This is a genomic window from Nakamurella deserti (genome assembly GCF_003260015.1).
GTDB lineage: Bacteria > Actinomycetota > Actinomycetes > Mycobacteriales > Nakamurellaceae > Nakamurella > Nakamurella deserti.
In genome coordinates this window covers 1,466,365-1,479,186 of record NZ_QCXS01000002.1, presented here as the reverse complement: position 1 = coordinate 1,479,186, position 12,822 = coordinate 1,466,365, and the positions used below count along the sequence as shown (strand labels likewise).

The 12,822-nt window shown below is 69.3% G+C and carries 12 protein-coding genes and 1 tRNA gene; 7 read left to right on the top strand and 6 right to left on the bottom strand.

From position 1 onward, the window contains the following. Positions 1–4: 4 nt before the first annotated feature. The 3 genes from DB033_RS06735 (at position 5) to DB033_RS06725 (ending at position 2,383) form a co-directional block, all read left to right on the top strand. Positions 5–346, top strand: coding sequence for a putative quinol monooxygenase (locus DB033_RS06735; protein WP_205843687.1), 342 nt, complete (start codon positions 5–7; stop codon positions 344–346). After that, positions 343–843 carry a cupin domain-containing protein gene (locus DB033_RS06730; RefSeq protein ID WP_111766003.1) on the top strand — a complete coding sequence of 167 codons (501 nt, stop codon included), beginning with the start codon at positions 343–345 and terminating at the stop codon, positions 841–843. Before DB033_RS06735 ends, DB033_RS06730 begins: the two co-directional genes overlap by 4 nt. 91 nt (positions 844–934) lie before the next feature. Continuing rightward, the gene (locus DB033_RS06725; protein ID WP_205843686.1) at positions 935–2,383 is read left to right on the top strand and encodes an NAD-dependent succinate-semialdehyde dehydrogenase; all 1,449 of its coding nucleotides are present in this window, start codon (positions 935–937) and stop codon (positions 2,381–2,383) included. A 277-nt stretch (positions 2,384–2,660) separates the two neighbouring features. Here DB033_RS06725 and DB033_RS06720 read toward each other — a convergent pair whose 3' ends face one another. Next, a complete protein-coding gene (locus DB033_RS06720) occupies positions 2,661–4,424 on the bottom strand; it encodes a thioester reductase domain-containing protein (RefSeq protein WP_111766002.1) in 1,764 nt (587 codons plus the stop codon). Continuing rightward, on the bottom strand, positions 4,421–6,115 hold the full coding sequence (locus DB033_RS06715) for a fatty acyl-AMP ligase (protein WP_111766001.1): 1,695 nt from the start codon (positions 6,113–6,115) through the stop codon (positions 4,421–4,423). The genes DB033_RS06720 and DB033_RS06715 overlap by 4 nt, the downstream gene beginning before the upstream one ends. A gap of 143 nt (positions 6,116–6,258) precedes the next feature. Here DB033_RS06715 and DB033_RS06710 point away from each other — a divergent pair, with 143 nt between their 5' ends. After that, positions 6,259–7,002 (top strand): 4'-phosphopantetheinyl transferase family protein, encoded by a 744-nt coding sequence (locus DB033_RS06710; protein WP_157970553.1) that lies wholly within the window; start codon positions 6,259–6,261, stop codon positions 7,000–7,002. Positions 7,003–7,916: 914 nt separating this feature from the next. On the opposite strand, the gene DB033_RS06705 is transcribed toward DB033_RS06710, so the two are convergent. Continuing rightward, positions 7,917–7,990: transfer RNA gene (locus tag DB033_RS06705), tRNA-Leu, on the bottom strand. A gap of 70 nt (positions 7,991–8,060) precedes the next feature. Continuing rightward, positions 8,061–8,537 (bottom strand): thioredoxin-dependent thiol peroxidase, encoded by a 477-nt coding sequence (bcp, locus tag DB033_RS06700; RefSeq protein ID WP_111765999.1) that lies wholly within the window; start codon positions 8,535–8,537, stop codon positions 8,061–8,063. Positions 8,538–8,624: 87 nt separating this feature from the next. On the opposite strand from bcp, the gene DB033_RS06695 reads away from it, so the two are divergent. From DB033_RS06695 to DB033_RS06685, 3 genes are all read left to right on the top strand, one after another. Next, positions 8,625–8,846 carry a DUF3618 domain-containing protein gene (locus tag DB033_RS06695; RefSeq protein ID WP_111765998.1) on the top strand — a complete coding sequence of 74 codons (222 nt, stop codon included), beginning with the start codon at positions 8,625–8,627 and terminating at the stop codon, positions 8,844–8,846. Between the two features lie 219 nt (positions 8,847–9,065). Continuing rightward, positions 9,066–10,361, top strand: a complete 1,296-nt coding sequence (locus tag DB033_RS06690; protein ID WP_111765997.1) for a L,D-transpeptidase — start codon at positions 9,066–9,068, stop codon at positions 10,359–10,361. 7 nt (positions 10,362–10,368) lie between these two features. Then, the gene (locus DB033_RS06685) at positions 10,369–11,670 is read left to right on the top strand and encodes an amidohydrolase (RefSeq protein WP_111765996.1); all 1,302 of its coding nucleotides are present in this window, start codon (positions 10,369–10,371) and stop codon (positions 11,668–11,670) included. 28 nt (positions 11,671–11,698) lie between these two features. Here the strand turns inward: DB033_RS06685 and DB033_RS06680 are convergent, their stop codons facing one another. Together DB033_RS06680 and DB033_RS06675 are read right to left on the bottom strand one after the other, a co-directional pair. Continuing rightward, positions 11,699–12,136 carry a cupin domain-containing protein gene (locus DB033_RS06680; RefSeq protein WP_111765995.1) on the bottom strand — a complete coding sequence of 146 codons (438 nt, stop codon included), beginning with the start codon at positions 12,134–12,136 and terminating at the stop codon, positions 11,699–11,701. Further along, the gene (locus DB033_RS06675; RefSeq protein ID WP_111765994.1) at positions 12,133–12,792 is read right to left on the bottom strand and encodes a hypothetical protein; all 660 of its coding nucleotides are present in this window, start codon (positions 12,790–12,792) and stop codon (positions 12,133–12,135) included. The genes DB033_RS06680 and DB033_RS06675 overlap by 4 nt, the downstream gene beginning before the upstream one ends. Positions 12,793–12,822: the final 30 nt, after the last annotated feature.

The window sequence follows — 12,822 nt, the reverse complement described above, 5'->3', positions numbered from 1 at the left end:
AACGATGATGTTCGCTGTCCATGTCACAGTGCAGGTGAGACCGGAGTGCCGCGAGGAATTCCTCAGCGCCATCGACACCGCGGCCCGAATCGCTGTGCGCGACGAACCCGGCTGCCACCTGTTCGACGTCACCGAGATCGACCCCAGCAGCAACACGTTCGCCTTCTACGAGCTGTACACCGACGCCGAAGCCGTCGAGGCCGGGCACCGCCGGTCACCACATTTCAGGGCGTGGCGGCAGGTCGCAGACCGCGTCCTGGTGCCCGGCTCGCAAGTCACTGCCAGCGGTGCCCTACTGGTCACCGCCCGCAAGTCCGATCGTGTGCAATTCGGCGAATCCCGATGATCAGCGGATGCAGCCCACAGCAAGCAGCGCCGGCACCGGTCACCGGTGAGGTGGGGGCGCAGCCGTCGACGCCGTGTTGCCTGGTGCTGCGCCCGTCGGAGATCGAGGTGTTCGACCGGGGCAGTGGGGTGAGAACCGTTCCGTTCGTCGGGAAGTGGAACACCCCGGCCAACGAAAGCAACCGGGTCACCACCGGCATGACGGTGTTCAAGCCGGGGACCGGGATCCCGCCGCACTCGCACAACGTCGAGGAATCGGTGCTGGTGTTCGCCGGTGAAGCCACTGCCGTGATCGGTGACGAGCGGTTCGACCTGGTCGCCGGGCAGGCCACCTGGGTGCCGGCCGGGATCTCGCACTGCTTCATCAACCGTGGCGACGGCGACATGACCATCTACTGGGTGTACGGGGGCCGCGACATCACCCGCACCGTCACCGCCACCGGCGAGACGTTCGAGCACCTGTCGGCCAGCGACCGCGGCGCCACCCCCGCGTCCTGACCGCTGCGCCACGAACGCTGCGCTGCAGCGGTTCTCCCGCTCTTGTCTGCTCGCGGGCAGCACCCATCTTCCAGCCTCCGAGGAGTCCTCTGTGTCCACCGCGACAGCGCTGTCGGTCGACAGCATCACCACGACCAACCCGGCCACCGGCGCAGACCTGACGACCTACCCGGCCACCGGTGACGCCGGCATCGACGCGGCCCTGGACCGCAGCGCCGCCGCCCAGCAGCAGTGGTCCCGGCTGTCGCCGGCCGACCGGGGGGCGGTGATCGGCGCCGCCGCCGGGGTGCTGCGTCGCCGGGTCGCGGAACTCGCGCTGCTGATCACCCGGGAGATGGGCAAGCCGCTCGCGGAATCCCGTGCGGAGGTGGAGAAGTGCGCGTGGGCGTGTGACTACTACGCCGAGCACGCCGGGGACTTCCTCGCCGACGAACTCGTCACCACCGGCGCCGACGATAGCTGGGTCAGCTACGAACCGGTCGGGCTGGTGCTGGCGGTGATGCCGTGGAACTTCCCGCTGTGGCAGGTGTTCCGGTTCGCTGCACCCGCTCTGATGGCGGGAAACGGGGCGTTGTTGAAGCACTCCCCGAACACCACCGGGTGCGCGCTGGCCGTCGCCGACATCCTCGCCGAGGCGGGTGCCCCGGTCGGGCTGTTCGCCGCCCTGGTCGTTCCGGAGCCGCAGGTGCCGGCGACGACAACCCGGATCATCGCCGACCCCAGGGTCGGGGCAGTCACCGTCACCGGCAGCGAGCGCGCCGGCGTCGCGGTGGCCGTCGCCGCCGGGCGGGCCATCAAGAAGTCGGTGCTGGAGCTGGGTGGCTCGGACCCCTTCGTGGTGCTGGCCGACGCCGACCTCGCGGCCACCGCCATACTGGCGGCGAAGTCCCGGTTCCTCAACGGTGGCCAGAGCTGCATCTCGGCGAAGCGGTTCATCGTCGAAGCCCCGGTCGCTGACCAGTTCACCCGGCTGTTCGTCGCCGCGGTCGAAGCCCTCACCATCGGGGATCCGGAACAGCCCGGCACCGACATCGGACCGATGGCTCGGGCGGACCTCGTGGACGGCATCGACCGGCAGGTGCAGGCTTCCGTCGCCGCCGGCGCCACCGTCCTCACCGGCGGGCACAAGCTCGTGGGGGAGTCGGCGCTGGCCGGGAACTACTATGCTCCCACCGTTCTCGGCAGCGTCACCCCCGGGATGCCGGTGTACGACGAGGAGACCTTCGGCCCCGTCGCTGCGGTCATCGTCGCCGACGACATCGACGACGCCGTCCGCATCGCCAACGACACCCCCTTCGGGCTCGCTGCGAGCGTGTGGACGTCCGACTCCGCCGCCGGGGTGGCCGTCGGGAAGCGCATCACCTCCGGCGCCTGCTTCGTCAACGCCGTGGTCGCCTCCGACGTGCGGATGCCCTTCGGCGGGACCCGCCGCAGCGGGTACGGCCGCGAACTCGCCCAGGCCGGCATCCGTGAATTCGTCAACACCCGCACCTGGGTCCTCAACAACCGCCCACCGACCCAAGCGCCTGCCTCGGAATGACATCGGCCTGAGACTCCGAGGGGATACGGGATGGGCTGACGTGCTGACCCTCGAAGGCATCCGAGCCGGCGGGGTTGCCCATCCGATCGCGCAACCTCATTGCTGCACGCGCCGATTATGCGGCCGTCGCGATGATGCCGCCCCGGCGGGATGGGAAGCCGCCCTGGTGGGATGAGAGCAGATTCTGTCCTCGAGACTCCTCAACCCTGCTCCAGCCTTCACGAGCGTCCACGAAGCCAGCAAGCCGTGCGGGCGGGCGGGCGCCGATGATGATCGGTTACATCAAGCGGTCCATTCGTGTGGGACGTTCGATGAATCCGGATCTCTGGAAGTCGTTCACGTACCTTCTCAGCAGCTGCATCGAAGGCAGACACCGGGCTCCCGAGGAGGCCACCGCGGCTTGGAAGTTTGCGAGGTCCAGAGGTGGTAATCCGGTTTGGTGAGGCGCAATAGGGCGGAGGAACTCGACGAACGGAGCTAGCGCATTCGACTCCAGTCGTGGTCCCAGGCCAAGGAACTCCGATTTCCATTCGTCCCACCCCAGAGCCCGTAGGGGGTATCCCAAGTCTCGGAGGACGGGCAGTGCGTCCGTCGCGTTGGCCGCGTCCGGATGGGTCAGGTGGTAACAGCGTCCGGACACAGTCGGGTCGAGAACCCGGTCGACGACCACCCGGGCAGCGAAGTCCACGGGCACCATCTCGAGCTCCTGGTCCAGGGACGGCATGGCCCCCATCTGCAGGCAGCCCTTGATGAAGCAGGAGAGGAAGTCGCCGGCCTGGTGGTAACGGCCGCCGGCGGACTCGCCGGACATGAGCCCAAGGCGGTGGATGGACGCGGGGTGGCCGCGTTGCATCGCTGTCTGGACGAGCCGGTCAGACACCCATTTGCTCTGTTCGTAGCCGTTCGGCAGGTTCTCGCTGTCCCCGGTCGTGTCGTCTTCCAGAACAGTGCGGGAGAGCCCGTCGTCATCGGTCGCCAAGATCCACAGCGTCGAAATGAAGTGCATCGGGATCGTTCGTTGTCCTGTAGCCAAGCGCAGCATCTCCAGGGTCCCGCCCACGTTGACGGGTTTGAGGGGCTGGTAGGGCAGGACGAAATTGACCCAGGCACCGTTGTGGACGATCACGTCAGACCGACAGGCGAGGTCGGCCCACACTGCATCGGTCAAACCCAGTCTCGGTGCGGCCAGGTCGCCGAGGACGACCTCCACACGTTCGGATCCGGCGGCTGAGAAGGGCAGGTCGTAACGCTGCATGTTTTTCTCGATGCGGTCCCGGCCGGCCGCCACCGACTGCGCCCGGACAAGACAGATCACCCGTAGATCTGGGCGCCGGAGGAGCTCGTGCAACAGGTAGGCGCCGACGTAGCCGGTGGCCCCGGTCAGCAACACAGTGTCGATGCCCGACGGAACCGCTCCTGCCGGCGACGGGCGGATGTCGTCGGGCAACATGGCTTCGTCTTCCAACGTGCTGGGGGCCGCCAGCTCAGGAGCCACCGCGTGGCCTTTGAGATCGGCCTCCACGGTGTCTGCGAGCGCGGCCACATGCGGGGCTCGAGCAACCGTTGCCGTCCACTCGACCCCGAGCGCCTCCAACGCCTGGCGCCACGCGGCCACCACCGCCGCGTCGCCGAGAAACAATTCATGGAACGCGTCGTACAGCCCCACCCGGTCGACGTGGATCACTTCCGCACACACCGTGGCCAATCGCCGTTGCCATGGTGTCCGCGCGGTGATGAACGGTCCCGGAAGCCACCGCTCACGCCGTGGACCGAGATCGACGGGCACTGGCGACCCGGCGCCACCGCCGGCCATGCGGGCCAGTTGGGCGCAGAGCGACGGAACGTCCGGGTACTCGTAACACAGCGTCGGGTCGACGGGCACTCCGAGCACCTCTGACAAGCTGGAGGCGAGCTTGATCATGGCGAGCGAGTCCATGCCCTGCTCATCCAGGGGCACCTCGACCGGCACCTCGCCGTCCGGCACGCCCAACGCGGCGGCGACTGCCGAGACCACGAACTGCTCTATGTCGGTGCGGTTCACTGCTGGCCACCATCCTGACTCCGAGTGCTGTGCACATAGTCGGCCCGGGCCCGGTGCCGCTGGATCTTGCCGCTGGTGGTTCGGGGGAGCCGGGTAGAAGACAAGACCACCTCAGAGACGACCACCCCTGTCTCGCGTCCGACCGCCCGGACGACCCTCTGTGTAACGCCCGTAGCGTTCGAGACGCCGGCTGACCTCACCTCCAGAACGATCACGACGCGGTCGTCGCCTGGCTCTTCCACGGCGAAGGCCGCCGCGCCAGAGACCCGGATCGGGTGCGCCGCATCTTCGGCGACCCGTTCGAGGTCGGCGGGCGAGTAATTGCGTCCGCGCACGATGATCAGATCCTTGATCCGCCCCGTGATGTACAGCTCGCCGTTCTCGTCGAGGTGACCCGCATCCCCGGTGCGCAGGAACCGCACAGGTACGCCGTCCTCAAGCAGCGTTCCGAACGTGTCGTCCGGGTCCGGAGGGTTCCAGTAGCCGGGCGTCACATGCGGCCCAGCGATCCAGATCTCGCCGGAGACGCCGGCAGGGCAGTGTTCACCGGTCTCGAGTGACACCACGCGGAGGACCTGACCGGCAGCCCCGGTCCCGTGACCGACCAGGTCCCGTTCGACGTGAGAGCGCCACGAGCGACCAGCGGGGCCACCCGATACGTACACCGTCGCCTCCGCCAGCCCGTAAGCAGGCATGATCGTCCCCGGCCTCAGCCCGCACGGTGTGAAGGTCTCCTCGAACGCCTCCAACGTCGCCCGCCTGACCGGTTCTGCCCCGTTCAGCGCCACTCGTAGCGAACTCAGATCCAGCTCATCGCGTCCGTCCTGGCTGACGGAGTCGACGAGCATCTGATACGAGAAATTCGGACCCGTGATCAGCGCGGCCCGGTACCGAGCCACCGCCCGGAGTAGCCTCTGGGGCCGCTGAACGAAGGCGGTCGGAGACATCAGATAGGCCCGGCCGCCGGTGTAGAGCGGAAAGAAGACTCCGGTCATCAGGCCCATGTCGTGAAACAGCGGGTTCCAGCTCGCAACGGGGTCGTCGGCGCCGAGGTTCAATGCTGCAGCGATCATGGACACGTTGGCAGCGATGTTGCCGTGGGTGACGATGACCCCTTTCGGTGTCCCGGTTGACCCGGACGTGTACTGCAGGAAACACGGCGCCCCAGGCGGCACCGAAGTGGGCGGCTCATCGCCCCCTGGTCCGGAAAGGTCCTCCCAGGCGATGACGCGCAGATGGTCGGCGAAGTGCGCGTCGGTGGTGGCGGCGAACATGTCGATGGTCTTGGCCGGGGCGAGCAGGAACCGTGCCCCGGAATCGACGATGACACCCCGACTGCGTTGAACGTGATTCGACCGCAACGGGGGATAGGTGGGCACAGCGACCGCACCGGCATACAGAATCCCGAAGAACGACTCGATGAAGCCGATCTCGTCGGCCACCATCACCACGACGCGCTCGCCGGCCGCCCCAGCGTCCCGCAATACGGCAGCGATGGACCGCGCACGTCGGTCGAGGTCACCGTAGGTGAGGGTGATTCCCTCCCGCTCGCCGTCGACCAGGTGGGTGTACGCGGGACGGTCGGGAGCCTCGCCCGCCCTGTGCACGAGAAGGTCGACAGGAAGTGTGTCGAAAACCGGCTCTGTGCGCGCGATGGGATCGGTGTGCGGCGCTGTGGTGGGGACAACCACCTGGACTCCTCATCGTCAGTGGGCGGTACGACATTGCAGCGGTTGACAGAACACACGCGTGTCCGAGAACGGGCAGGTGTGGCACGCATGCGCGTCACCACCGAAGGTGGACATCGTCGGCGTCCGAGAGTGATCCTGGCGTGGTGCCGGAGACCACCCACGACGCCACGACAGTCGCGCGCGTGCGGTACGCGACGCTGTCAGCGCGGCCCTCGCTTGCCGAATCGCTGCTGACCGCGGCCGAAGTCAGGCGGATAGCTGCTCTTCGACGCGACGAGGATCGAGCCAGGACCACGCTCGGCATCGTGCTGGCCAAGGTGACGGTGGCCAACGAGCTGGGTATCGCCGCGAACTCCGTCGTCATCGAGCGGCTCTGCTCCCAATGCGGCGGAGACCATGGGAAACCCCGCACAGCTGGAGCCGAGTTCTCTGTCGCTCACAGCGGTGATCTCGTCATCGTGGCGGTCTCCCGCCATGCACCAGTCGGTGTCGACGTGGAAACAACCGCCCGGTTCGACGAGAGCGTCAGCGCCGCACTCGGTCTCACCGAGGTGACCGGTCCGGCGGCGGAGATCGCCACCGAATGGTGCCGCAGAGAAGCCGTCGCCAAAGCAACCGGCCACGGCGTAGCCGCCCCGCTGACCGAGGTGCGGGTCACCCGGGCTCACCGGCCTCCCGCCCTGCTGACATACCGCGGGCGTCGCCTTCCCGCCACGCTGGCGGATCTGAGACTGCCGGAAGGGTACGTAGGATCTGTTGCCGTTCTGACCGACGCACCGGTGTCGTTCGACATCCGCCGCGCCAGCGAGCTTCTCGCGACGCGGACAGCGGTGATGACCGATGGGGCGACCAATCCGGTACCCACGCCCCCACCGACCCTTCGATGACCGGGATCCGATGCGCTCACGTCGCGCGGTCGGGAATCCACGAAGGCCATCCATCGACGGCGCCTCGCACTCAGGTGCGATGGGGCGGTACTCAGCCGCGCCAGTCGCGCCGGACGCCAGACCCCCAGCAGGATCCGTGAACCGTCCCACCGGCTCGACCGCCGAACGGTCAGTCAGCGATGCCGCCCCGACGAACAGTGCGTCCCGCGGCGCCTGGACCGCAGCCGGAGCACCTCCTGTTGGACCGGGGGGCGGTGCTCCGGCGTCAACCCCTACCGGGCGCAAGTTGGTCGTCGCCACCATCATGGGAAGAGTCGCCCGCCGCTTATCCGACCTGGTGGTGGGCGGTTGACCGCAGTCCGTCATGTTCTCCTCAAGACGATGGCGAAATTCTTGCTCGCAGCCGGTGCGGGCAGCTTTGTGTAGAAGCACCAGTGCCTCCACACAGGACACCCTTGAGCGAGGGACCCGGCTCGAGGAATGCTGCGCCTTCGGGTCCGGGAGCACCATCCGTCGCGCTACGTATCGTCGCGAGGGCGGCGCGTAGCGGAACTCGAGCAGTGGGCGCTGAGAGACCGGGACAGCGGCAGGGGCCTCAGGTGGAGATGGCCCGGGCACGTACCAACCCTGCTCGGAGTGCCGATCCAGGATGTCCCTGCCGACCGCCCAGGAGGTCGCCACCAGTTGCTGATCGACCGCGGCGACGAACGCACCCTCGACCGGCCGCCACGCGCTCCGCCACCGACTCCAAGAGCTCGAACCGGCGTTCGCCACCCCTGACAGGCAGGCGGTGCCCGGCCGGTCGCACGACGTCGGGCCGGTATGCACCTGGCGTCGTTCGGCGACCGCAGACAGCACATGCCCGCGAACCGGGCATACCGGACAGGAGTGGGGGCTTCGCGCAGGTGCGAACGTGGGGCCGGAGGGAGTCGAACCCTCACTGGCACGGACCTAAACCGTGTGCCTCTGCCAATTGGGCTACGGCCCCACGCCGGACACTCACCCGTCCGGCGCCACCACTGTAGACCGGGTCGTGCCGCCGGGCGGGAGCCGACGGATCAGGACGACAGGCCCAGCTTGGCCAGCACCCGGTCGACGTGGCCGGTGGCCTTGACGTTGCGCCACGCCTCCACGACGGTGCCGTTCTCGTCGATGACGAACGTGGACCGGATCACGCCTTCCATCTTCTTGCCGTACAGCGACTTCTCGCCCCAGGCGCCCCACTGCTCGTGGACGGTGTGGTCCGGATCGGACAGCAGGGTGATGTCGAGGTTCTCCTTGGCCCGGAACTGCACCAGCCTGTCGGGCGCGTCCGGGGACACCCCGAGCACGACATAACCGCCGGTGTCGAGGGTCTCGCGGGCGGCGGTGAACTCGCACGCCTCGGTGGTGCACCCCGGGGTCATCGCCGCCGGGTAGAAGTACAGGATGACCTTCCTGCCGGCGAAGTCGGACAGCGAGACGTCGTTGGTGTCGGCGTCGGTGAGCGTGAAGCCCGGGGCGGTGTCGCCCTTTGCGGGGGGTGTCGTGGTCATGGCGTTAGGGTATTGACTTCGAGCGCAGTCGTGCGCCCGGGGGAGAGTGATCACTCCCGGACACACCCGAGGACAAGGAACACCACTGTGGCCCGTGACGCAGACACCATCCAGGCCGAGATCGAACGCGCCCGTGATGCCCTGGCGGTCACCGTCGACGAGCTGACCGTCCGTGCCAACCCCAAGCGTCTCGCCAACGAGAGCAAGGACAAGGCCCTCACCAAGGTCCAGCAGCCGCAGATCAAGTTCCCGTTGATCGCCGTGGGCATCGTCGTCGGTGCGCTGATCCTCCGCAAGCTCCTGCGCTGATCCAGGCGGCGCTGCGGCGCCGCCTGTTTCCGCTGATGGCGGCACCGGCCGTCGAGGTTGCCCGACACCCCGGTGGCCGACTTCACGCCGCTCGGGACGCCCCGGCGGCTATCTTGAGACCTTGGACGGTTGTGCCGCCCCGTCGATGCCGAAGCTGTGTCGATCGTGAACGAACCTGCAGGTCGACCAGCACCGGCGAATGACGAGCAAGGCGGTTCCATGAAGTTCGCACGTCCTCTCCTGTCCGTGATCGCGGCGGCCACCTCGCTGACGCTGCTGGTCTCCTGCACGTCAGGGCCGTCGGAGGTGTCCACGCCGTCGCCGGCCGTGGGTTCCTCGCTGACCACCTCGGCTGCGGGCACCACCCCGGACACCGCCACCGGCCCGACCGGCACGTCGTCCACACCCACGTCGTCCACGTCCACGACGTCCACGTCCACGACGCCGACCGTCCCGGCCGCCCAGGTCACGGCGACGCCGGCGCTGGGCACCGACGAGTTGTCGCCGACCGACGCCATGAGCGTCGCGGTCACCGGCGGCACCCTCTCCGAGCTGACCCTCACCAACCCCGACGGCAAGGTCGTCGCCGGTGAGCTGAACGCCGACCGGACGTCCTGGACGCTGGGCGAGGAGCTGGGCTACGGCAAGACCTACACGCTCGCCGGGTCCGCGACGAACGCCGCCGGTGCCGCCACCCCGATCAGCGGGACGTGGACGACCGTCGATCCCGCCGACACCGCGCGCACGATCATCAGCCCCGGCGACGGTGAGACCGTCGGCGTCGCGGCACCCGTCGAGGTCCGCTTCGGCGTCGAGCCGGCGGACCGGGCCGCCGTCGAGAAGGCCATCTCGATCACCACCACCCCGGCCGTCGAGGGTGCGTGGGCGTGGATCCAGCACGACGACGGCCTCTGGGCGCTGGACTACCGGCCGAAGGAGTACTGGCCGGCCGGCACGACCGTCCACGTCCAGGCCGACGTCTACGGCGTCAGTTTCGGCGACGGCTACTGGGGCCGGGAGGACGTCACCAGCGACTTCACCATCGGGCGTAACCAGGTCGTCAAGGCCGACGTCAACTCGCACGAACTCGTGGTGCAGCGTGACGGTGTCACCGTGGCGACCTATCCGGCCTCCTACGGCCGCGGCACCAACGCCGACCTCACGACCCGTTCCGGCATCCACGTCGTGAACGAGTTCTTCGAGGAGAAGCTGATGAGCAACCCGAAGTACGGCTACGTCGACCAGCTGGAGAAGTGGGCGGTCCGGATCTCCGACAACGGTGAGTTCATCCACGCCAACCCCAACAGCGTCGACGCGCAGGGCAACACCAACGTCAGCCACGGCTGCGTGAACCTGTCGCTCGCGCACGCCGAGGAGTACTACAAGTCGGCGATGTGGGGCGACCCCGTCGAGGTCACCGGCACCGACGTGACGCTCTCGGCCGAGGACGGCGACATCTACGACTGGGCCGTGCCGTGGGACGAGTGGGTCACCATGTCGGGCAAGAACGCCTGACGCGACCGTGACCCGCCTGGTCGACGCGACCGTCCTGGCCGAACCCGGCGTCGTCCACCGCAACGCCGCGCTGAGCATCGACCCCGACGGCCACGTCGGCGGTCTCGCGCCCTACGACGGCGTTCCGCGGGACGGCGACCTCGACCTCGGCGGCCGGGTCGTGATACCGGGGATGACCAACGGCCACACGCATTCGGCCATGACGTTGCTGCGCGGGCACTCCGACGACGTCCCGCTGCACACCTGGCTGACCCACGTCCGCGCCTTCGAGCTGCGGATGACCGCCGACGACATCGCTGCCGGGCTGCGGCTGGCCCTGGTGGAGATGCTGCGGTCCGGCACCACCGGCTTCGTCGACATGTTCCAGTGGGATGACGCGTTGCTGGACATCGTGGCCGGGTCCGGGATGCGCGCCAACGTGGCGCCCGCCGTGTTCGCCTACGACGCGGTCGCCTTCCCGAACGCCGACGACCGGCCGGGGCGGGTCGTCCTGGACGACACCCCGCGGCTCGCCGCCGCGTACGCCGGTCATCCACTGATCACCGTCGGCTACGGCCTGCACGCGCCGTACACCTGCCCGCCGGAGCTGATCCGGGACGTCGCCCGCCGGACCCGCGACGACGGCCTCGGGGTGCACATCCACCTGTCCGAGACGCGTCGTGAGGTCGACGACGCGCTGGCCGCGCACGGGGTCTCGCCGATCCGGCTGGTTGCCGACCTCGGGCTGCTCGACGCGCAGGTCCACGTCGCGCACGCCGTGCACCCGGTGGACGGGGACATCGGGCTGCTCGCCCGGCCGAACGTCACCGTCTCGCACAACCCGGTGTCCAACCTCAAGCTCGGTGCCGGGATCGCGCCGGCGCCGCACTACCGCGACGCCGGGGTCCGGCTCGCGCTGGGGACCGACTCCGTCGCGTCCAACAACACCCTCGACCTGTTCGAGGAGCTCAAGATGGGCGCGATCCTGCATCGCGGGGTCGCCGAGGACCCGTCGGTGCTCTCCGGCGCGGAGGTCCTCGGCTGGGCGACGCGCGGCGGCGCGTTGGCGGCCCGGGCGGGCGGGACCGGGCGCATCCGGGTCGGGGAGCCGGCCGACCTGGTGGTGCTGGACGTGTCGGGCGCGACCGGCACCCCGCTTCCCGACGTCACCTCGTTCGTCGCCTACGCCGCGACAGGCGCCCTCGTCACCGACGTGTTCGTGGCCGGGCGCCGCCTGGTCGCCGACCGGCGGGTCACCGTGCTGGACGAGGACGCGGTCCGTGCCGACGTCCGGGAGCGGGTGTCCCGGATCCGCGGCGAGCTCGGCTGAACCGGCCGGCCACCGGCCGACCCGCGGGTCAGGCGGGTGGCCGGCTGAGTTCGGCGATCCGGCCAGCGACCGCCGGCCAGCGGTGCTGCAGCGCCACCCGCTCGCCGAGCTCGAACATCTCCCAGTCGAACGCGGGGGACACCGCGGTGGTCACCAGGGTCCAGTCACCGTCGGACGACGAGCCCTGCCAGACACCGGGCTCGACCCGGTGCGCCGGGCGCCGGGCGTCCAGGACGACCTCCCGGGAGCCGGTGTCGTCGAGCAGCAGCAGGCGCAGAGGTGCGCCGGCGAGATACCGGTAGTCCTCGGCCGCGGTGAGGCGGTGCAGGGCGGAGAACTCGCCGTCCCCGACGAGGAACAGGATGACCGAGCGGTCGGGCTCCCCGGAGGTGCGGCGGAACCAACCGCCTTCGGACGGCAGCGGCGCCAGGTCCAGGTCGGCGGCCAGCCGGGTGGCGGTGCTCATCGGGTCCCTCCGACGGTCAGCGGGGTGCGGTGCGGGTCGAACCGGTCCATCATCACCCGGCTGCCGAGCAGGACGACGAACAGCAGGCAGCACAGCGACCAGCGCAGGGGCGACTCGTGGAGTGGCGGGGGCCGGAAACCCTGCCGCCACGAGTTGAACTCGACGGCCTCGGCAAACCCCTCGGCCCAGGCGTGACAGACGCCGAGGTCCACACCCGTCCACGGGGACCAGGTGCAGTTCGCATGCAGCTCGCGGCGGAACATCGCGTCGGCCTGACGCCGGCTGTCGGCGGGCAGCGGGCGACCGACCGCCGCGGAGTAGCGCAGCACGTCGTAGGCCAGGTCGTGCTCCATGCAGACGTGGGCGAACAGGTACCGGGTCTCACCGGCGAACGCCGAGCAGTCGCCGGTGGGCTTGATGAGGATGGGGTTCCCCTCGCGGCTGGTGACCACGACGGGTTCGTATCCCATCACCGCGCCGAAGTCCGCGGGGAAGGACCCGGCCGGGCGACCCGGGTCGAAGGTTCCGGTGGTGACCGCGTCCAGCGCCTGCTGGGCGGCGGCGTCGACGCGGGCCGAGGTGTCGGCGGGCGCCACCCCGGCCACCAGGAACGCCAGCAGCGCGCACAGCGCCGCGATCCCGAGTCCCCGCACCATCGACCCAGCGTGCCACGCGCGACCGCCCAG